At 64.9% G+C, this 21,700-nt stretch carries 17 protein-coding genes; 3 read left to right on the top strand and 14 right to left on the bottom strand.

The features are described from left to right. Positions 1-4: 4 nt before the first annotated feature. Together aroA and rsgA are read left to right on the top strand one after the other, a co-directional pair. The gene (aroA, locus tag K414_RS0114110; RefSeq protein WP_037219248.1) at positions 5-1,321 is read left to right on the top strand and encodes a 3-phosphoshikimate 1-carboxyvinyltransferase; all 1,317 of its coding nucleotides are present in this window, start codon (positions 5-7) and stop codon (positions 1,319-1,321) included. Beyond that, entirely contained in the window at positions 1,273-2,307 is a 1,035-nt protein-coding gene (gene rsgA, locus K414_RS0114105) for a ribosome small subunit-dependent GTPase A (protein ID WP_027496518.1), read from the top strand. Before aroA ends, rsgA begins: the two co-directional genes overlap by 49 nt. Positions 2,308-2,355: 48 nt before the next feature. Here the strand turns inward: rsgA and K414_RS0114100 are convergent, their stop codons facing one another. The 5 genes from K414_RS0114100 to K414_RS0114080 all read right to left on the bottom strand — a co-directional run bounded on the left by K414_RS0114100 (position 2,356) and on the right by K414_RS0114080 (position 8,375). Beyond that, complete coding sequence (locus K414_RS0114100) at positions 2,356-3,606, bottom strand: fatty acid desaturase (RefSeq protein WP_027496517.1); 1,251 nt, start codon at positions 3,604-3,606, stop codon at positions 2,356-2,358. Positions 3,607-3,735: 129 nt separating this feature from the next. Then, on the bottom strand, positions 3,736-5,031 hold the full coding sequence (locus K414_RS0114095) for a fatty acid desaturase (RefSeq protein WP_027496516.1): 1,296 nt from the start codon (positions 5,029-5,031) through the stop codon (positions 3,736-3,738). A 108-nt stretch (positions 5,032-5,139) separates the two neighbouring features. Beyond that, complete coding sequence (locus tag K414_RS0114090; protein WP_027496515.1) at positions 5,140-6,255, bottom strand: ferredoxin reductase; 1,116 nt, start codon at positions 6,253-6,255, stop codon at positions 5,140-5,142. 138 nt (positions 6,256-6,393) lie between these two features. Continuing rightward, positions 6,394-6,918 carry a hypothetical protein gene (locus K414_RS0114085; RefSeq protein ID WP_027496514.1) on the bottom strand — a complete coding sequence of 175 codons (525 nt, stop codon included), beginning with the start codon at positions 6,916-6,918 and terminating at the stop codon, positions 6,394-6,396. An 11-nt stretch (positions 6,919-6,929) separates the two neighbouring features. Further along, a complete protein-coding gene (locus K414_RS0114080) occupies positions 6,930-8,375 on the bottom strand; it encodes a wax ester/triacylglycerol synthase family O-acyltransferase (protein ID WP_027496513.1) in 1,446 nt (481 codons plus the stop codon). A gap of 174 nt (positions 8,376-8,549) precedes the next feature. Here K414_RS0114080 and K414_RS28255 point away from each other — a divergent pair, with 174 nt between their 5' ends. Next, a complete protein-coding gene (locus tag K414_RS28255) occupies positions 8,550-9,146 on the top strand; it encodes an Rv3235 family protein (protein WP_152530429.1) in 597 nt (198 codons plus the stop codon). Positions 9,147-9,191: 45 nt separating this feature from the next. On the opposite strand, the gene secA is transcribed toward K414_RS28255, so the two are convergent. The 9 genes from secA to K414_RS0114030 form a co-directional block, all read right to left on the bottom strand. After that, entirely contained in the window at positions 9,192-12,095 is a 2,904-nt protein-coding gene (secA, locus tag K414_RS0114070; RefSeq protein ID WP_027496512.1) for a preprotein translocase subunit SecA, read from the bottom strand. A gap of 320 nt (positions 12,096-12,415) precedes the next feature. Next, positions 12,416-13,084 (bottom strand): ribosome-associated translation inhibitor RaiA, encoded by a 669-nt coding sequence (raiA, locus tag K414_RS0114065; RefSeq protein WP_027496511.1) that lies wholly within the window; start codon positions 13,082-13,084, stop codon positions 12,416-12,418. 233 nt (positions 13,085-13,317) lie between these two features. Further along, positions 13,318-14,001: a ComF family protein gene (locus K414_RS0114060; RefSeq protein WP_027496510.1), complete on the bottom strand. Its 684-nt coding sequence runs from the start codon at positions 13,999-14,001 to the stop codon at positions 13,318-13,320. Between the two features lie 41 nt (positions 14,002-14,042). Next, a complete protein-coding gene (gene lpqB / locus K414_RS0114055; protein WP_032370711.1) occupies positions 14,043-15,824 on the bottom strand; it encodes an MtrAB system accessory lipoprotein LpqB in 1,782 nt (593 codons plus the stop codon). Beyond that, a complete protein-coding gene (gene mtrB, locus K414_RS27000; RefSeq protein WP_032366296.1) occupies positions 15,821-17,503 on the bottom strand; it encodes an MtrAB system histidine kinase MtrB in 1,683 nt (560 codons plus the stop codon). The genes lpqB and mtrB overlap by 4 nt, the downstream gene beginning before the upstream one ends. Beyond that, positions 17,500-18,177, bottom strand: a complete 678-nt coding sequence (gene mtrA, locus K414_RS0114045) for an MtrAB system response regulator MtrA (RefSeq protein WP_027496508.1) — start codon at positions 18,175-18,177, stop codon at positions 17,500-17,502. Before mtrA ends, mtrB begins: the two co-directional genes overlap by 4 nt. A 4-nt stretch (positions 18,178-18,181) precedes the next feature. Beyond that, a complete protein-coding gene (locus tag K414_RS0114040) occupies positions 18,182-18,847 on the bottom strand; it encodes a dTMP kinase (RefSeq protein WP_027496507.1) in 666 nt (221 codons plus the stop codon). Positions 18,848-18,864: 17 nt separating this feature from the next. Continuing rightward, on the bottom strand, positions 18,865-20,349 hold the full coding sequence (gene ahcY / locus K414_RS0114035; protein ID WP_027496506.1) for an adenosylhomocysteinase: 1,485 nt from the start codon (positions 20,347-20,349) through the stop codon (positions 18,865-18,867). 120 nt (positions 20,350-20,469) lie between these two features. Continuing rightward, positions 20,470-21,573: an alkane 1-monooxygenase gene (locus K414_RS0114030; protein WP_080729302.1), complete on the bottom strand. Its 1,104-nt coding sequence runs from the start codon at positions 21,571-21,573 to the stop codon at positions 20,470-20,472. Positions 21,574-21,700: the final 127 nt, after the last annotated feature.

Below are 21,700 nucleotides of genomic sequence, written 5' to 3'. Positions count from 1 at the left end.
GCCGATGAGCGAAGATGGACCGGTGAGCACTTGGACAGCCCCCGCCGCCGATGGACCCATCGACGCGACAGTCACTCTGCCCGGATCGAAGTCGATCACCAATCGCGCGCTGATCATCGCCTCGCTCGCATCCGGCCCGTCGACCGTCACCGGCGCGCTTCGCAGCCGCGACACCGACTTGATGATCCATGCTCTGGAGACACTGGGCGTGCAGGTGGCCGCCGACCGCAACGATCCGACGTCTCTCCATGTGACACCGGGAACGCTGCACGGTGGATCCGTCGAGTGCGGCCTGGCCGGAACGGTCATGCGTTTCGTCCCGCCCCTGGCGGCGCTCGCCGACGGCGTGGTGTCCTTCGACGGAGACGAGCAGGCTCGCATCCGGCCGCTCGACACCATCCTCGACGCACTGCGCGCTGTGGGCGCCGACGTCGACGGCAGCGCGCTGCCGTTCACGATGCGCGGTACCGGTTCGCTGCGTGGTGGATCCGTCGAGATCGACGCCTCGGGGTCGTCGCAGTTCGTCTCGGGTCTGATGCTCTCGGCCGCGGCGTTCGACGAGGGAATCGAGATCCATCACATCGGTAAGCCCGTCCCGTCCATGCCGCACATCGACATGACCGTGGAGATGCTGCGCCGTGCGGGTGTCCGAGTCGACACCCCGGAATCGAGCGGAGACGCGAACACCTGGCGCGTGCATCCCGGTTCGGTCACCCCCGTCGACTGGAGCATCGAGCCGGATCTCTCGAACGCCACCCCGTTCCTCGCTGCCGCCGCTGTCACCGAAGGTGTTGTGCGAGTACCGAATTGGCCTGAGTCGACGACTCAACCCGGTGATGTGTTCCGCGAGATCCTCACGCAGATGGGCGCGGTGGTCGAACTACGCGCAGGGGTGCTGACCGTCGAAGGTCCGAACACGTTGCGCGGCATCGACTTCGATCTACACGACGTCGGCGAGCTGACCCCCACCGTCGCAGCGCTCGCCACCCTGGCCGAGGGGCCGTCCATCCTGCGCGGCATCGCCCACCTACGCGGTCACGAGACCGACCGACTGGCCGCACTGACGACCGAGATAGTGCGCCTCGGCGGGCGAGCGGTCGAAACCGACGACGGCATTCGCATCGATCCCGCACCGCTGCACGGCGGCACCTGGCACTCCTACGCCGACCACCGCATGGCCACTGCCGGCGCGATCGTCGGGCTTCGCGTCCCGGGCGTCGAGGTCGACGACATCGGCACCACCGCCAAGACTCTCCCCGGCTTCGAGAACCTGTGGGACACGATGTTGTCCGCTTCCACACCCAGCGGGGTCGGATCCTGACCGCGCGCCGCTACGACGAGTCCGACGTCCGCATCCGGCCGGGCAAGAGTTCTCGTCCGCGCACCAAGACTCGACCCGAACACAACGACGCCGAAGCCGGCATGGTGGTGTCCGTGGACCGCGGCCGCTGGGGTTGCGTACTCGACGGTGACCCGTCTCGGCCGGTCGTGACGATGCGGGCCCGCGAGCTGGGGCGAACTCCGATCGTGGTGGGCGACGAGGTCGGCATCGTCGGAGATCTGTCGGGCAAGGTCGACACTCTGGCCCGAATCGTGCGCGTGGCCGAGCGGCGAACGGTGCTGCGCCGCACCGCGGACGACACCGACCCGTTCGAACGCGTCGTGGTGGCCAACGCCGACCGACTGCTCATCGTCGCAGCGCTTGCCGATCCACCTCCCCGCACCGGCTTCGTCGAGCGCGCTCTCGTCGCGGCGTACGTCGGCGGACTCGAACCGGTGCTGTGCCTGACCAAGAGCGATCTCGCTGCACCCGACGAGTTCACCGCGTCGTTCGCCGATCTGGACGTCCCGGTGGTACTGGCGGGCCAGTCCGAGGACCTGACCGAACTGACCGCCATGCTGACGAACAAGGTCACCGCGCTCATCGGACACTCCGGTGTCGGCAAGTCGACGCTTGTCAACAGACTGGTGCCCGACGCCTATCGCGCGACCGGGGTGGTCTCGGGCGTCGGCAAGGGCCGCCATACGTCGACGCAGTCGGTGGCGCTGCCGCTACCGGGCGGCGGATGGGTGGTCGACACTCCCGGCATCCGATCGTTCGGATTGGCGCACATCTCGCCGGAGAACGTCGTGGCCGCATTCTCCGACCTTGCCGAGACCATCGAGGACTGCCCCCGCGGCTGCACTCACCTGGGTCCGCCGGCAGATCCCGAGTGCGCTCTCGACACGCTCACCGGGGATGCAGCACGACGGGTGGCTGCCGTACGGCTCCTGCTGGAAGCGGTTCGAACGAACGAAGCCTGGTAGAGACCCACGGGGTCTGTACCAGGCTTCGCTGCTCGGAATCGGAGGCGGTCAGGCTGCTTTGCCGACCAGTCTGCGAATTCCCTTGCGCTTCTTGGTTTCTGCGATCGCGGTCCGAAGGCCACGCCGCTTTCCGGTGTCGGGATCGACGGCGAACAGACCTGCAGGCGCCTGTTCCCATTTACGCTCGGACGCGGTTTCCGGCGCGTCGTCGCTGGTCGCCTTCAAGTACTTGTTCGGAAGCGACAGCTTGGCAATGGTTCGCCAGGACAGGAAGTACTGGTGCACGATCGAACCGGTCGTGTACGGCAGGTCGTACTTCTCCGCGAGTTCGAGAACCCGAACCTTGATCTCCCGCAGACGATTGCTGGGTAGATCGGGGAACAGGTGATGCTCGATCTGGTAGCAGAGATTGCCGCTCATGAACTCCATGACCGGACCCGCGTTGAAGTTCGCGCTGCCCAGCATCTGACGCAGGTACCACTGCCCCTGCGTTTCGCCTTCCATGTCCGACTTGGTGAACTTCTCGGCACCGTCGGGGAAGTGCCCGCAGAAGATGACGGTGTTGGTCCACACGTTGCGCATCATGTTGGCGACGATGTTCGCCGTCAGCGTGCTCTTCCAGGCAGGTCCGGTGAGCAGTGGATGCAGGACGTAGTCCTTACCCATCTGCTTGCCGACCTTCTCGAGAACCTCGCGACGCTTCTGCTCGAATTCCTCACGTGGGACGCGGCCCTTGGCCACCTTGCCCAGTTCCAGGTGCTGCAGCGCCACGCCGTACTCGAAGAACAGCTGCAGCAACAGGTTGTAGACCGGGTTGCCGATGTTGAACGGCTTCCAACGCTGGTCGCGGGTGACGCGCAGCAGGCCGTAACCCACGTCGTCGTCCATGCCCAACACGTTGGTGTACTTGTGGTGGATGTAGTTGTGCGTCTGCTTCCAGTGCGCCGAGGGCCCCGTGTTGTCCCACTCCCACGAGGTGGAGTGGATCTCCGGATCGTTCATCCAGTCCCACTGGCCGTGCATGACGTTGTGGCCGAGCTCCATGTTCTCGATGATCTTCGCGACCCCGAGCATGGCGGTACCGACCAGCCATGCCGGGCGGCGGCGACTGGCGAACAGGACTGCACGTCCGCCGATGTCGAGCGAGCGTTGCAGCCGAATCGTGTTCTTCACGTACCGGGCGTCGCGTTCACCACGGGACGCCTCGATGTCTCGCCGAATCGCGTCGAGCTCGTGGCCCAGTGCTTCGACGTCGGCGTCGGTCAGATGCGCGTATTCCTTGATGTCCGAAATCGCCATGGGAAACAGCCTCCTGGCAGTTGTGAACACACAGCGTGCGGTAGTGAGCCGTGTGCATTTCCGTCACCTACCGTATCGTAACTTACGGTCGCGTAGGTTACGGGCGCGAATCTGTGTGACGATTCACAATCAGGCGGTGACGTCCGATCGCCGGAGCGCCTTCGCCTGTCGTTTGGCTTCTTTCTTCGCGTTGCGCAGAGCTCCTCGCGCCTCCTGCATCGCCGAGCGCAGTCCACGGCGCTGGCCGGTGAGCGGGTCGATCCGAAGTGCGTGCACGGTCGGAGAATCGCCGACGCGCCAACGCCGCTCCGACGATGTCTCGGGCGCGTTGTCCGAGGTTGCGCGCAACCACTTGTCGGGCAGCGACAGCTTGTGGATGGTCCGCAGTGCCAACAGGTACTGCTTACCGAGCGACCCTGTCGTGTACGGCAGGTCGTACTTGTCGCACAGCGCGTGCACCTTCTCGGCGATCTCCGAGTACCGATTGCTCGGCAGATCCGGGAACATGTGGTGCTCGATCTGGTAGCAGAGGTTTCCGCTCATGAACGCCATGACGGGGCCGGCCTCGAAGTTGGCACTACCGAGCATCTGCCGCAGGTACCACTCGGGACGGGTCTCGTTCTCGAACTGACCGATCGTGAACTTCTCGGCACCGTCGGGAAAGTGACCGCAGAAGATCACGGCGTAGGCCCAGAGGTTTCGAACCAGGTTGGCCGTGGCGTTGGCGGTCAACGTGGACTTCCACGCCGGGCCGGACAGGGCCGGGAACAGGACGAAGTCCTTGCCGACCTGCTTGGCGATCTTGCGCGCGAAAGCGCGGGCCGCCGGTGACTTGAAGAGGCCTTTTTCGTGTTCCCCGTCGAGCTGCTTCTGAGCGTCGTAGTCGTGCAGTGCGATGCCCCACTCGAACGTCGTCGCCAGGACGATGTTGGCGAGCGGCTGAACGAGGTTGATCGGCTTCCACGGCTCGTCGCGGGTCATCCGTAGGATGCCGAAACCGATGTCGTCGTCCATTCCGACGATGTTGGTGTACGTGTGGTGCGAGTAGTTGTGCGCCCGCTTCCACTGCTCCGACGGTCCGGTCTGGTCCCACTCCCACGAGGTGGAGTGAATTTCCGGATCGTTCATCCAATCCCACTGGCCGTGCATCACGTTGTGGCCGAGTTCCATGTTCTCGATGATCTTGGCGACGCTGAGCATCGCGGTCCCCACGAGCCATGCCGGCCGGTACTTGCTGCCGAGCAGCACGGCGCGTCCGCCGAGCTCGAGCATGCGCTGAGCTCGGATGGTCCGGCGAATGTATGCGGCATCGCGTTCACCGCGACTGTCCTCGACGTCGCGGCGAATGGCGTCCAGTTCGCGCCCGAACGCTTCCATGTCTTCTTCGGTCAGGTGAGCGAACTCTTTGATGTCGGTGATGGCCACCGGGTCCTCCAACAGTTGTGTGCGGCGCCCGAAATACCGGGGTTCAGCGTGGGCAACCTACGTGAGAGTAACCCAGCAGCCTGAGAAGGCAGTGTGCGAAAAACAGACCTACAGTTCCAATGTGCAGTCACCCGCGGCTGCGGAAATGCATGTCTGGACGCGGTCACCCTCGCTGTGTTCCTTACCGGAACGTAGGTCGATCACATGTCCTGCCGTCAACGGCACCACACACGTCTGGCAGATACCCATACGGCAGCCGAACGGCATCCGAACACCCACATTTTCGCCTGCTTCGAGCAGTGTGGTCGCCCCGTCCGCCGCCGCTTTCTTGTCGGACTTGGAGAACGTGACGGTTCCGCCCGAACCGGACGTATCGGCGCGTGAGATCTCGAACCGCTCGAGGTGCAGCTTGTGCTCGATGCCCTCGCGCTTCCACGTCTTCTCGATTTCTTCGAGCAGTGCCGCGGGACCGCAGGCCCAGGTGTCGCGGGTACGCCAGTCGGGGTACAGCTCGTCGAGCGAGGACAGAGCGAACTTGCCATCGGAACGCGTCAACTGCACGTGAGAGGTGAACTCGGGATGCGACTTCTCGAGGGCTGCGAGTTCGGCCGCGAACATCACCTCGTCCTCTGTGGGGGCCGAGTGGATATGCACGGTATCGGGCATGTCGCCGTGGCGATCGAGTGCTCTGAGCATCGAGATGACCGGGGTGATGCCGCTACCTGCGGTGACGAAGAGAATCTTGGCGGGCGGCGGAACAGGCAGTGCGAAATTGCCCTTCGGTGCCGCCAGTCGCACGATGGTCCCCTGCGGCACGCCGCCCACCAGATGTGACGACAGGAACCCTTCGGGCATCGCCTTGACCGTGATGGAGATCAGCTTGTCTTCCCAGTTCGGCGGCGAGGTCAGTGAATACGAGCGCCAGTGCCACCGACCGCCGAGATGCAGTCCGATTCCGATGTACTGACCCGGCTGATAGTCGAAATTGAAGCCCCACCCGGGCTGGATCACCAGTGTCACCGCGGTAGCGGTTTCCTTCTCCACGCGTACGACGCGGCCGCGCAGTTCACGGGCCGACCACAACGGGTTGGCGAGGTGCAGGTAGTCGTCGGGTAGCAAGGGAGTGGTGATGCGGGTGAAAGCACCACGCAGCATGTTCAGCCTCGGCCGCTTGGGTGCCGAGACACCGGCCACCGGGGCCTCCAACCACTTCTTCAGATCCATCGGGTGTTCCCCATCCCCTCGATCGTCGTACCGAACCGCGTGCGGGCATCGAGGTTACGCTACCGTAGGTTGAGTCCCCTGGTCACCTCTGCAGGCAGCTCAACCGTGGATATCGCCAGGTCGTGGCCGAGAGCAGGATCACAGCAGATCGAGCAGAAACGGTAGTTCCTGGGGGGCGTACCACGCCAGCGTGTGGTCTTCGGCATCACCGAGAACGAATTCTGCATCGGCATCGCCCATGTCCGCTGCGTCCACGGCGGAGACAGCCTTGGTAACTGCTTCCTCGGCCCCTTCCAGATCGACGTGCACCGACGCGACCTGATCCATTCGCAGCGGTTCCTTCAGCCGAACGACAGCGTCGTCGAGATCGGGACGCAGGGTGGGATCGTCGACGTCTGCGGCAATCACCGCCCGTCGGTAGACCACGCCGTCGGCCACCGTCCCCGTGTCCGCCTCGTCGTCGACGGCCGCGGCGATCAGGCGCAGCGAGGCACGCGCGGCCTCCCCCATCGCGACCTCGGACAACTCCTCGTCGTCGCCCGACGAGTACGCCTCACGCAAGGTGGGCGTCACCGCGAATGCGGTGCGCGAGACCGGACTGAACTCGCCCTCGGCTGCGAGCACTTTCAAGAATTCCAGCGTCGCCGGAACGTAGACACGCATTGCAGAAGACCTCACACTCTCGATTCGTTGCTGGCGTCGACCAACTCTTCCAGCGCCTCGTGCAGTAGCGCTGTCACCACATCCACATCGGGCATCGCTCCGCGGTCGGCGTTGAGCCCGAAGAACACGAAACCGTCGTACGACGTCAGCCCGATACTCAACGCCTGATTCTCGAACAGCGGCGACACCGGATACATCTCGAGCATCCGGGCACCACCGACGTACAGCGGAAACTGCGGGCCCGGCGCGTTCGTGACGATCAGGTTGAACACTCGTTGCGAGAGTCGGCTACCCGCCCGCGCACCCATGGCATGCAGGCTCGCCGGAGCGAACCCACTGATCCGCATCAGCGTCTGAGCCGTCACACCGCGGCTCTGATGAGAATGGGCCTCGGTCGCGTGCGCGATGTGAGACAGCCGAACGACGGCGTTCGACTCCCCCACCGGGAGGTCGACGAGGAACGAGGACACCTCGCTGCGATCGTCCTCGGCCGGCTCACCGGACATGTCGCTGCCCTCACCGAAGCCGACGCGATCGGACGAGACGTACACCGACATCGGCACCATGGCCCGCACCGTGGACGATGCCGTGACGGGTTCGCCGCGCGAGAGCAGCCAATTTCGCAGCGCGCCGGTGACGACTGCGAGCACGACGTCGTTGATCGAGCAGTCGAATCTGTCGTGGATCCTGCGGTAATCCGCCAGCTCGGTCTTGGCAACGGCGAACCGACGATTTCGCGAGATCGGCGCGTTCAGTGGGCTGGACGGGGCGCTCTGTGTCGCGGTACGCAGCACGGCCGCGACCTTGCCCGCGGCGCGCAATGCGTCGCCCGCGAGACCGGCAACCCCGTTGACCGCGCCGCGCAACGTCTCGATGCTCTCGCCCGGACGCACCACCAGTTCGGTGAGCGCGTCGAGCACCAACACCGAGTCCTTGGGCTCACGGGCAGGCATCCACAGCTCCTCGGCCATCGGCGCGGGGTTCTTGCTCGCATCCAGAATGACCTGACCGATGTCGAGCGCATTCTCGCCGTCGACGAGGGCCGAATGAGACTTGGTGAAGATGGCGAAACGATTTTTCGCGAGTCCCTCGACCAGGTACATCTCCCACAACGGTCGGGTGCGATCGAGCGGCCGTGAGGTCAGTCGCGCGATCAGGTCGTGCAACTGATCGTCCGTCCCCGGCTTGGGTAGTGCCGAACGACGGATGTGATAGGTGATGTCGAAATCCGCGTCGTCCACCCAGACCGGCCGCGCCAGACCGAACGCGACTTCGCGGACCTTCTGCCGGTAGCGCGGAACCAGCATCAGTCGCTGTTCGACCAACGACAACAGTCGGTCGTAACTGAAACCGCTCCGCGGGGTCCGAAAGACGGCGAGCGAGCCGAGGTGCATGGGACTGCTGCCGGCCTCGAGAAAGTAGAACGACGCATCCTGCGCCGTCAGTCTGGTCGCCATCGCGTGTCTCGGTCCCCGTCCTCGCACGTGGTGCGCCCCGATCGATACCGCCTGTTGCGCGGTGTGCTCGAACTCAGAGTACGTGGGTTCGCGACGTGAGTCCTAGTGCCGGGTGGGCACCGACGTGTCGTCGGTCTCGGGAACCGAAATTCGATCGCGACCGTCAATGTCGGTGTGAGCGTCATCGAATCCAACGATCCGCCGGACACCGGGGACGACAGCCCGATACCGTCGCCGGCGGACTCTCGGCTGCGCGCGGAGCACCATTGCTTTTTGTCGCGGCCGACCCAGTTCGAGCCGCCACTCTCGGCAGGCGCGGTGCACACCTGGGGCCGGGGTGAGAGCTCGCAAAGGCCACCGGAACGCCATCCGGCATCGGTACGCAGCACTCGCCCCCGCCGCCGGACCGAGGCACCGCAACGACCGATCGTGCAAGTGGTGCCCGCCGATGCGCGGGCGAGCGCCGAACGCGCCATGCGGTTGCTGATCGAGGTGATCGACCGCAGGCGCAGTGCCGAGCAACTGTCCTCGTTGTTCACTGCGCCCGTGATCGACCTGATCCGCACCATCGTCCGCACGCCCCCACCGGGACGGCGACTCGGATTCGCCGCGGTGCGTCGCGTGCACGTCGCCTATAGATCGGACACGTCGGCCGAGATATTCGGCTCGTACACCCGCGGCCCACGCACCTTCGCCTTCGCGGGCCGAATCGAGCAGGCGGTCGACCCGCGGCGGCCAGGATGGACGGTCACCTCGCTGCGAGTGGGTTGAGAACACGGGTCGCCCGGCGAGGTCGCGCCGGATCGACCCGGCCGACTACTTCTTGCGCTTGGAGCGCGCCGACTTCTTCGGTGCTTTGTTCTGCGCTCGCGCTGCTTCGCGACGCTCGCGTCGGGTTCCCTCGGCCGCCGACTCCGCGCTCGCTGCAGCATCCGATCGCTGCACAGCCTTACCGCCGCCCTCGGCCGGGCCGGAGAACGTCAATCTCTGTTCGTCCCGCTCGTCGAGTCCTTTGGCACGCAGAGCTGTGGGAGCTGCCTGAGCTGGAGCGGCAGGGGCCGGGGCCGCCTTGGCCGCAGGCCGATCGCCCGTGGCCGCAGGTGCCGACGTTGCCGCAGGTGCCGGGCGACCGGATCCGACGGGTGAGGCCAACCCGGGGGCAACCGCGAGACCTGCGGACGCGGCCGGACCTGCCGGGGCTGGGGTTGCTTCGACCTGGAGGTTGAACAGGAAGCCCACCGACTCCTCTTTCAGCCCGTCGAGCATGCCCTGGAACATGTCGTAGCCCTCCCGCTGGTACTCGACCAGTGGATCTCGCTGGGCCATCGCACGCAGTCCGATGCCCTCCTTGAGGTAGTCCATCTCGTAGAGATGCTCGCGCCACTTGCGATCGAGGACGGACAGCAGCACCCGACGTTCGAGCTCCCGCATTCCGTTCTCGCCTGCGATGCCGTCGATCTCGGCCTCGCGAGCGGCGTAGGCCGAGCGGGCGTCCTCGAGCAGCGCCTCGCGCAGCTCGTCGCGGCTCAGGTCACCCTTTTCGCCGTCCTCGTTCTCGCCCGAGAGAACCTTGTGGTCGATACCGACCGGATACAGAGTCTTCAGCGCCGTCCACAACTGCTCCAGATCCCAGTCCTCGACGTAGCCCTCGCTCGTCGCACCATCGACGTAGGCGGTGATCACGTCGGTGATCATGCCCTCGACCTGGCCCTCCATGTCGGCACCTTCGAGGATGCGCCTGCGCTCCTCGTAGATGACGGTGCGCTGCTGGTTCATCACCTCGTCGTACTTGAGGACGTTCTTGCGGATCTCGAAGTTCTGCTGCTCGACCTGTGTCTGGGCGCTCTTGATGGCCTTGGACACCATCTTGGCCTCGATCGGGACGTCGTCGGGCAAGTTGAGCCGAGTCATGATCGATTCGAGTGCGCCGCCGTTGAATCGACGCATCAACTCGTCGCCGAGCGAGAGGTAGAACCGCGATTCGCCTGGATCACCCTGACGACCGGAGCGCCCTCTGAGCTGGTTGTCGATACGGCGTGAGTCGTGGCGCTCGGTGCCGAGAACGTACAGGCCACCGGCCTCGCGCACGGTGTCCGCGTCGGCCTTGACCTGTGCCTTGACCTCTTCCAGAGCAGGCTCCCAGGCGGCCTCGTACTCCTCGGGCGTCTCCACCGGGTCCAAGCCCTGCTTACGCAGCTTCAGGTCGGCGAGGATGTCCGGGTTGCCGCCGAGCACGACGTCGGTGCCACGGCCGGCCATGTTGGTCGCCACCGTCACCGCGCCTTGTCGCCCGGCCTCGGCGATGATCGTCGCTTCCTGCTCGTGGAACTTCGCATTGAGCACGTTGTGCGCGACGCCGCGCTTGGTGAATTGCTTGGACAGATACTCCGACCGTTCCACGCTCGTGGTACCGATGAGAACCGGCTGGCCCTTCTCGTGCCGCTCGACGACATCGTCGACCACCGCGTCGAACTTGGCTTCTTCCGTCTTGTAGATCAGGTCGCCGTTGTCGACGCGGACCATCGGGCGGTTCGTCGGGATCGGAATGACGCCCAATCCGTAGATCTGATGCAGCTCCGCGGCCTCGGTCTCGGCCGTACCGGTCATGCCGGAGAGCTTGTCGTACAGGCGGAAGTAGTTCTGCAGAGTGATCGTGGCGAGGGTCTGGTTCTCGGCCTTGATCTCCACCTTCTCCTTGGCCTCGATCGCCTGGTGCATGCCCTCGTTGTAGCGGCGTCCCACCAGGATGCGACCGGTGAACTCGTCGACGATGATGACCTCGCCGTCGCGGACGATGTAGTCCTTGTCCTTGGTGTAGAGCTCTTTGGCCTTGATGGCGTTGTTCAGGTAGTTCACCAGAGGCGAGTTGGCCGCCTCGTACAGGTTGTCGATACCGAGCTGATCCTCGACCAGCTCGACGCCGGCCTCGTGCACACCGATGGTGCGCTTGCGGATATCGACCTCGTAGTGGGTGTCGACCTTCAGCATGGGGGCGATCCGGGCGAACTCGCCGTACCACTTGCTCGACGCGTCGGCGGGGCCCGAGATGATCAGTGGGGTTCGCGCCTCGTCGATGAGGATCGAGTCGACCTCGTCGACCACGGCGAAGTTGTGTCCGCGCTGCACCAGATCGTCGAGCGAGTGCGTCATGTTGTCGCGTAGGTAGTCGAACCCGAACTCGTTGTTGGTGCCGTAGGTGATGTCGGCGGCATACGCTGCACGGCGTTCGACCGGCGTCATCCCGGACAGGATCACGTCCACCGACAGACCCAGGAAGCGGTGCACACGGCCCATCCACTCCGAGTCACGCTTGGCGAGGTAATCGTTGACCGTCACCACGTGCACACCGTCGCCGGAGATGGCGTTGAGATAAGCAGGCAGAACACACGTCAGGGTCTTGCCCTCGCCGGTCTTCATCTCGGCGATGTTGCCGAAGTGCAGGGCGGCTCCGCCCATCACCTGCACGTCGAAGTGCCGCTGGGACAGCACCCGCCACGATGCCTCACGGGCGACCGCGAATGCCTCGGGCAGCAACTGATCCAAGGTCTCCCCGGACGAATACCTCTCCTTGAACTCGGCGGTCTTACCCCGCAGTTCGTCGTCGGAGAGACTCTCGACGTCCGAAGACAGGGTCGAGACGTGGTCAGCGATGTTCTTGAGCCGCTTGACCATGCGACCTTCACCAACACGGAGCAGCTTGGAAAACGACAGCGACGGCACGGGTTTTCTCGTCCTCGATCCTCGGTTCACGGGTACTGACACGAACAAATCTGTTACTCGACGCGTTACTGCTACCTGCACGAGCGCACGGGTTCGTCACCGTGACGTCCGCGCGGCAGTAACCCGAACGCGTCCATGGTAGGCGGTCTCGCTGTGGGTACGGCAGTCCCACTGTCGGTCCTGAGCGACACCACGCCACCATTCGGACAACCCCGACACAGCACTGCAGGCTCGACGTGGGGATCGTGTCTTCCGGCGTCGAGCCTGCAGTGGTCGGATATTTCACGGACGGCGAACGACCCGTTCGCCGTCACGCTCGGTCAGGTGAGCCTGATCAGGCCATAGTCAAAGGCGTGCCGTCGATACACCACGGAAGGCCGGTCGGTGGCGCTGTCGTGAAACAGGAAGAAGTCGTGGCCGACCAGTTCCATCTCGTACAGCGCATCGTCGACGCTCATCGGTGCCGCCGAGTGAACCTTCGTGCGAACAATGTGCCCGGGGCCGGTCTGATCGTCCTCGAACGAATCCAGCTTGGTCTCGGGATCGAGCGCAAGTGTGTCGTCTTCGGCGAGTTCTGCGGTGGCCTCGGCGACGGATACGGGTCTCTTCTCGCCGTAGTGGACCTTGCGCCGATCCTTGGTACGCCTGAGTCTGCTTTCGAGTTTCGAGGTCACTGCTTCGAGTGCGGCATAGAAACTGTCTGCGCACGCTTCGGCACGAACGACCGGGCCTTTGCCCTTCGCGGTGATCTCCACGCGTTGACATGCTTTGGCCTGACGGCGATTTCGTTCGTGCTGCAGTTCGACATCGAACAGGTAGATGGAGGGGTCGAAGCGCTCGAGGCGAGCCAGTTTCTCGGACACGTATATCCGAAAATGGTCCGGTATCTCAACGTTGCGGCCCTTGACCACAACGTCGGCATTGCTCTTGGCGGGTTCTTCCGAAGGCTTCTCGTCGAAGAAAACCGAGGCTTGTGAAGGGGTCGTCACGTGTACCTCCCGATATCGGCCACGCCCACTGTTGGACGTGGCAGGTGTGCATGCCGAATGGGGAACCTTCCGGCATCTCGAGTCCGGGGCATCACCTCACGTCCGTGTTTCTACGGGTCGTTCTACCGGTCCGCTCCGTCGTGATGGAGCGTGTCCGCGACGTTAGTCGGTCATCGACGCGTGTGCCACCGTTCACCCCGAATTGGTTGTCGGCGTGTCTCGTCGACTCGCGTTCACGCGCTGGCCACCACGATCGCACCGGCCAACGAGATCCCGAAATCGGTAAGCACTCTTGCACATTCGGCCAGGGTCGCCCCGGTGGTCACCACGTCGTCGACGAGAAGAACGGTCAGTTCGTCGGTTCGCGGCCGCGGCCGGCCGATACCCTGGCGCGACTGTCCGATCAGTTCGATCCGGCCCGCCACGTTGTGTTGACGCTGACCTGCCGAGAGCCCGACCGAATCCCGCACTCCCCCGGCCATCTTCAGCAGCTGGGGAACCGATACTCGCTCCGGTGCCAACTCGGTCGCTGCGTTCCTCGCACACCGCAGCACCGGATCACCCCCTCGGACTCGCGCTGCGCGCGCCCGGGACGGAGCGCACACCAGAACGAGGTGACTCAGCTCGGGTGGATCGATCTCGCCCGCAGCACGCAGTTGGTGCACCGCACCGGCCAGCGCCCGCCCGAACGGCACGGACACGGCCCGTCGGCCCCGTTCCTTCAGTGCGATCACCCCGTTGCGCCGAGGACCGGTGTACGTGCCCAGCGCCCAGCAGGGCACCCCCGGATCGACCCGCGGACGCACCCGGACAGGCGGCACCGACAGCGCCTGTTCACAACGGCGACACCACTGCTCCCCCGGCACCCCACACCCGGCACATTCGAGGGGCAGGACGAGGTCCAGAAGCGTTCTCATGATCGTGAAGTGTGCCGGTAGCCACCGACACCCGCCGGACGTCAGCCGGGCAGGATCGGGACGGCCTTCACCCCGGCCAGGCCGGTGACCTCGCGCCAGTACCTGTCGCCGACCGGATCGGCATTGTTGAGTGCGAACACGGCGCGAGCGTCGGCAACGTACTCGGTCTCCGGCGACGCATCGACCGCCAGAACAGGATTGGTGAGATTGCGCGACGGCAGGGCGTCCATCCTCGAGCCGTCGACCGTCACCTGGACCACCGGTGTATCGGTGGCAACCCGTGCGATCACGATGGCCTCGCCGGTGCTCCAGTCCAGGCTGGTGGCGTCACTGCCGAGTCCGATCGCAACCGCGCGCGGGGCCGTCAGCGAATAGACGCCCGACGGATCGCGTACCACGGTGGCCACATACACCACGCCGTCGACGATGAGTGCGGCCCGAACGCCGTCGCGGGCCAGCCGGAGTTCGGTGATGCGAGTTCCCAGGGTGGTGACCGCGCGGGCATCGACCGGTATCACCGATACCTGACCGGTCGAGGGGTCACGGGCCGCGCGAATGACGTTGGTGCCGTCGATGACCGCCCAGGCGGCGTTGTCATCGGCTCCCCACGTCGGACGCGTGATCGACTGCCCCTCGGCCACCGGGAACGCGCCACCGTCGTAGCTACCGACCATCAATGTGCTCGACGGTGCCGGAGCGGGTCTACCGGTGTCCGCAACGCCGGCCACGAGTGTTCCATCGTTCGACAAGGCCACCGAGCGCAGATTCCGTGCCTGCCCGAAGTACCCGGGGGCGGGTGTGGTCGCGGATTCCTCGACGCGGAGCAGTCGACCGGAGGCCAGTGCGTGCAGGCCGACCGATTCGTTGGTGGAGCTCTGTGGATCGAAGGAGTCGACCCCGGCCGTCGTCCACCCGTCCGGCTTGGTCGTGTCGATGGGTTGTCCGTCGGCGAGCAGCACGTACGGCCCGGCAACCTCCGCCGAGGCCAGAGTCCAGATCACCTGTGCGGCAAGCAATTCCCGGTCGCGGTCGCCCTTGTTCTGCAAACCACCGAAGTCGATTCTGATGCCGCCGAGACCGACTCCGACCTGTGTGGTCTGTCCGTCGGCCTTGGTGATGGGCCCCCGGATACTGACGTCGTCGGACAATTCGTTGCTCACCGCTGCGGACAGCGCGGACTTGGGTCCGTCGATCAACAGCTGCACGAGCTGGTTTGCGAGCTGATCCTGCGATCCGCTCGTCCACCGAACATCCGGCACCAGCACCCCACCGAGCGGATCGACGAAGTAGATGGATCGCTGCTGATAGGTGTCCATGAACGCCGAGCGATCGATGACCACACCCGGGGGCAGCTTCGAGATGCGCCATTGGCCGTCGACGCGCGTCATGTCGATCGCGATGTCGAACGTGTCCGATCCGGCCTGATATTCCCCGCCGGGAGCCAGGATTCCCGCTGTCGTCGACCGAATCGTGAACTGCGCAGAGTCTGCAGTTCGGGGCCCCGACAGGGTGTCGATCCGATCTGCGACGACGGTACGAGCGCCGTCGTCCCACGTGTTCGACGCGTCCTCGGTCAGGAACTGTCGGGCGGCCTGGTGGCGGTTGGCCGACACTGCGCTGGCCTCGAAGAAGTCGTCGAGCAGCCGGTCTGGCTCACGTCCGGGTTCGGGAGCCGGGGCGCTGGTGGGCGCGGCACCGTCGGTCAACGTGCCGATGGCCTGGGGGCTCGAGGACTCGGGCAGGCTGGCACAACCGGAGACGAGGGCGGAGATCAGGGCGCAGACTGCAAGCGAGCGAGACAGCCGACGAGACGAGCGAATCACGTCGACGACTCCGACGCGGCCCGCTGCGCACCGATGGCCGGGATCGGTTGTCCCTGAGCGTATTTCTTGGTGCTCGGCTTCAACGGCAGAGGTGAGCCGATCACCTTGTGACCACGGACCAGTGGCACCGTGAGCCGGAAACATGCGCCTTCGCCGACTGCACCCCACGCCTCGAGCTTACCGTCGTGCAGCCGGGCGTCCTCGACACTGATCGCCAACCCGAGGCCGGTACCGCCGGAGCGCCGGACGCGGGAGGGGTCCGAGCGCCAGAACCGATTGAAGACCAACTTCTCCTCGCCGGGGCGCAGACCGATTCCTTGGTCGCGCACCACGAAGGCTGCCGCGTCGGCATCCGATCTCAGGCGCAGCAGCACCGGCTTGCCTTCCCCGTGATCGAGGGCGTTGGCCAGAAGGTTGCGCAGGATACGTTCGACGCGCCGCGGGTCCACCTCGGCGATGACCGCCGTCTCGGGCATGTCGACGATCACCTCGGTGCCGGTTTCGCGGGCGAGGTGACGCACCGTGGAGACCGCGGCGCGTGCACACATCCGGAGGTCGAGTTGCTCGGCGGCCAGTTCGGCGACACCGGCGTCGTGGCGGCTGATTTCGAGCAGATCACCGAGCAACGTCTCGAACCGGTCCAGCTCGTTGACCAACAGCTCGGACGAACGCTTGAGGGCAGGTTCGAGATCGTCACTGGCGTCGTGAATGAGATCCGCGGCCATCCGCACGGTGGTGAGCGGAGTCCGCAGTTCGTGGCTGACGTCGGAGGTGAACCGGCGCTGCAGGTTTCCGAATTCCTCGAGCTGGGTGATCTGTTTGGACAGACTTTCGGCCATCTCGTTGAACGACATCGCCAGCCTCGCCATGTCGTCCTCACCGCGAACCGGCATTCGCTCCTTGAGCCTGCCGTCGGCGAAACGTACTGCGATGCGGGACGCGGATCGAATGGGTAGCACCACCTGTCGCGCGACGAGCATCGCGATCGCGGCAAGGAGTACCAGCAGCACCACGGCCCCGATGAACAGCGTGCCGCGGACCAGGGAGAGCGTTCGGTCTTCGCTGGCGAGCGGGAAGATGAGATACAGCTGCAGCGCCGATATGTCGGAACCGGTGGGCGATCCCATGATGAGCGCCGATCCGGAATATCCGCCGTCACTGTCGGTCACGGTGGCGTACTGCGAGCTGATCAGGCCCTTCTTGACGAAGTCGCGCAAGCTGGCCGGTATCTGGTCGACCGGACCGACCGACGCTTCCGCGCGGGTCGCGTCGCCCTCGACGATCAGAACAGGGTCGAAGGACCCTGCAGACCCGGTGGTCGACGCAGCGTCGAGGTCCTGGTTCGTCAACGCTGCTCTCGCCCGTTCGAGACGGGTGGACAGGCCGCTCGAATCATCGGCACCGGCGAGGTTGCCCTCCACAGTGGTGCGCGAGCGGTCGAGTTCCTCGGTGGCTGCGGACAGCTTCGCTTCGAGCAACCGATCGGTGATCTGGCTGGTCAGAACGACGCCGAGAATCAGGATCACCACGAGCGACAACGTCAGGGTCGAGACGACCACGCGCAGTTGCAGTGACCTTCGCCAGGCATGACCCAGCGATGTGCTCAGCGACCTGAACCAACGCAGGAGCGGGGAGAACTTGCCGTTGATTCGTCGCCGAGAGTGGGAAAAACCGATCACGGCGGTCCGGCCTTGTACCCGACCCCCCTCACGGTCAACACCACCTCCGGATTCTCCGGATCCTTCTCGACCTTGGCGCGCAGACGCTGAACGTGGACGTTGACCAGGCGGGTGTCGGCGGCGTGCCGGTAGCCCCACACCTGTTCGAGCAGAACCTCACGGGTGAACACCTGACGCGGCTTGCGAGCCAAGGCGACCAGCAGATCGAATTCGAGCGGAGTGAGCGAGACGAGCTCGTCGCCGCGGCTGACCTTGTGGGCGGGGACGTCGATGACGATGTCGGCGATCGACAACAGTTCGGCCGGCTCGTCCTCGGTTCGACGTAGTCGTGCCCGGACGCGTGCCACCAGCTCCTTCGGCTTGAAGGGCTTCATGATGTAGTCGTCGGCCCCGGATTCGAGACCGAGCACCACATCGACGGTGTCGGTCTTGGCCGTCAGCATGACGATCGGGACGCCCGAGTCGGCTCGCAGCACGCGGCAGACGTCGATGCCGTTCATTCCGGGAAGCATCAGGTCGAGCAACACCAGATCGGGTCGATTCTCGCGGACGGCCGCCAGCGCTTGGGTGCCGTCTCCGACGACGAACGGCTCGAATCCCTCACCGCGCAACACGATGGTGAGCATCTCCGCCAGAGCCGAATCGTCGTCCACAACCAGAATCCGAGGCTTCATGGCTCTATCGTGTCACTTTCGGCTCGGCGGATGGCTGATTGAACATGTCGGCGGCGAGTCGATCGGGGTCGACGTCGGCGCGCACGACTCGCCAGGGCGACGCCCAGTTCGTTTCTGCGAGACGGCCGTAGACGGCCGAGGTTCGGGTCTGCAGCGAGCCGTCGCGTTCGTAAACATCCCGGGTGCGCGCGGCGTCCGCACTCTCACGCGCGGCGGCGCGCTCCGCAGCGAGAGCCACCGGTACGTCCAGCAGCACCTGCACGTCCGGAACGGGCACACCGAACCGCTCGAATTCGAGTGACCGGATCCACTCGACGGCCGCTCCGTCGACGGACTGCTCCAACCGCGCCGCGGTGTAGGCGGCGTTGGACGCCACGTACCGGTCCAGCAACACGATATCGTTGAGGGACAACAAGTTTCGGATCTCGTCGGCCGCATCCTTGCGGTCGAGTGCGAACAGCAGCGCCATGGCGTGCACGCTGCCCGCGGTGTCTCCGTGTTCCCCCTGCAGCGCCTCGGCCGCCAGATCGGCATGAACCGACCTGCCGTACCGGGGAAACCCGACCCGGACGACGGCCAGGCCGTCGCGTTCCCACGCCGAGACGAGCCGACGGGCGAGCGTGTTCTTGCCCGCTCCGTCGACTCCCTCGATGACGAAGAGCTTTCCCAACGACCGAACTCTCTCGGTCAGTAGCGGTAGTGCTCGGGCTTGTACGGGCCCTCGACGTCGACGCCGATGTACTCGGCCTGCTCCTTGGTGAGCTTGGTGATCGAGCCGCCCAGCGCTTCGACGTGGATGCGAGCAACCTTCTCGTCGAGGTGCTTGGGCAACCGGTAGACCTCGTTGTCGTACTCACTCGGCTTGGTCCACAGTTCGATCTGCGCGATGACCTGGTTGGAGAAGCTGTTGCTCATGACGAACGACGGGTGACCGGTGGCGTTGCCGAGGTTCAGCAAACGGCCCTCGGACAGCACGATGATCGAGTGCCCGTCCTTGAACTGGAACTCGTCGACCTGCGGCTTGATGTTGATCCGCGTGACGTCGGCAGCCTTCTCGAGGCCGGCCATGTCGATCTCGTTGTCGAAGTGGCCGATGTTGCCCAGGATCGCCTGGTGCTTCATCTTGCGCATGTGCTCGAACGTGATGATCTTCAGGTTGCCCGTCGAGGTGATCACGATGTCGGCCTGCTCGATGAACTCGTCGACCGTGCGCACGTCGAAGCCGTCCATCAGTGCCTGCAGGGCGTTGATGGGATCTGCTTCGGTGACCGTCACGCGAGCGCCCTGGCCCTTGAGTGCCTCGGCGCAGCCCTTGCCCACATCTCCGTAGCCACAGACCAGCACGGCCTTGCCGCCGATGAGAACGTCGGTGCCACGGTTGATGCCGTCGATCAGCGAATGGCGAGTGCCGTACTTGTTGTCGAACTTGCTCTTGGTGACCGAGTCGTTGACGTTGATGGCCGGGAACGACAGCTCGCCGGCAGCAGCGAACTGGTACAACCGCAGCACACCGGTCGTGGTCTCCTCGGTGACACCCTGCACGGATGCGGCAATCTCGGTCCACTTGGTCGTCGACGCCTCGAGGGAGCGACGCAGCAGGCCGAGGAACACCTTGTACTCGTCGGAATCCTGGTCGTCGTCGGTCGGCGGAACGACGCCTGCCTTCTCGAACTGAGCACCGCGCAGCACCAGCATCGTGGCGTCACCGCCGTCGTCGAGGATCATGTTGGCAGGCTGCTCGGGCCAGGTGAGCATCTGCTCGGCGGCCCACCAGTACTCCTCGAGGGTCTCACCCTTCCAGGCGAACACCGGAACGCCCTTGGGCTCTTCGACGGTGCCGTACGGGCCTACGACGACGGCCGCGGCAGCGTGATCCTGGGTGGAGAAGATGTTGCACGAGGCCCAACGCACCTCGGCACCGAGTGCCACCAGCGTCTCGATCAACACGGCGGTCTGCACAGTCATGTGCAGCGATCCGGATACTCGTGCGCCCTTGAGCGGCTGAACGTCGGCGTACTCGCGACGAAGCGCGATCAGGCCGGGCATCTCGTGCTCTGCCAGCCGTATTTCCTTGCGGCCGAATTCTGCGAGTGACAGGTCTGCGACCTTGAAGTCGATTCCACCGCGGTGTTCCACGGTGAGTGCCGATCCTGACGTAACTGAGGTCGTCATCTTGCCTCTCCTGTTGACTTGAATGTCTTCGTCCAGGCTATCGGGTCGCGGCGCGCGGCGACCGTCTGCCCGGCGAATCGGTCCGATGCCCTTCAGACGGCTCGTCGAGTGGTCCCGCGGTCACCCGTGTTGCTGGGCTCGCGCCAGAATCCGATCGCGCTTTCGGGGCAGAATGTTGGCCCGGACGAGATCACCGTCGTAGTGGTCGAGCACCCGCGGGTCCATCACCCGACGCCACAGCGGCGGTACCGCTGCCAGTAGAACCATCGTCGCGTACCCGGCGGGCAATTGCGGGGCCTCGTCGCACGAGAGCAGAGTCTGGTATCGCTTCCCCGGATTGGCATGATGATCGCTGTGTCGCTGCAGGTGGTAGAGAAAGATGTTGGTGCACAGCCGGTCGCTGTTCCAACTGTGCCGCGGTGCGCATCGCACGTATCTGCCTCGCTCGTTCGTCTCGCGCAGCAGTGCGTAGTGCTCCACGTAGTTCACCATCTCCAGGAGCACGAATCCCACGACGGCTTGTATCAGCAGATACGGCGCGATCGCCCAGCCGAAGACGACCATCAGCGTGACGAAGAGAACGGCGCTGAGCAGCCACGTGTGCAACAGGGCGTTCGACGGGTGAAACACGGAGTGGCCTTTGCGGCGCAGCCGCCGAGCCTCGAGCTTCCAGGCCGAGGCCAGCCCGAGAACAGCGCTGCGCGGCACGAACGTCCACACGCTCTCTCCCAACCGGGCACTGGCCGGATCCTCCGGAGTGGCCACCCGCACGTGATGGCCGCGGTTGTGCTCGACGAAGAAGTGTCCGTACAGGGTTTGCGACAAGGCCACCTTCGCCAACCAGCGTTCGTGCTGCTCGACGCGGTGGCCCAGCTCGTGGGCGGCGTTGATTCCGGTTCCCGCGACCAGGCCCACCGTCACCGCGAGCCCGATCTTGTCCACCACGCTCAGGCCCCCGTACGCCCACATCCAGCAGGCGACGATCAGACCGATGAATTGGATGGGCAGGAACAGATAGGTGCACCAGCGGTAATAGCGGTCGTTCTGCAGCTTGTCGGCCGCAGACGCGTCCGGGTTGTGACCGTCCTCGCCCGCGAGCAGATCGATGATCGGAATGATCACGAAGAACACCAGGACGCCGCTCCACCAGAACACCGGCATGCCGGTCCAGTACACCAATTGGGACGGCAACAGTGCCGATGCCGGTGCCAGCAGACCCAGCATCCACAGGTAGCGCTTGTTGTCCCACCGCCGAACCGCAGGTGCAGCCCCGGCCGAATTCCGCTCCCCGAAAGCGACACCCGAATCGTCCGATGGGGTGATTCGGCCGTCCACGCGCACAGTTGCCACA

It is taken from the genome of Rhodococcus sp. JG-3 (assembly GCF_000482405.1).
Lineage (GTDB): Bacteria > Actinomycetota > Actinomycetes > Mycobacteriales > Mycobacteriaceae > Rhodococcoides > Rhodococcoides fascians.
This window is presented reverse-complemented; position numbering and strand designations above follow the sequence as displayed.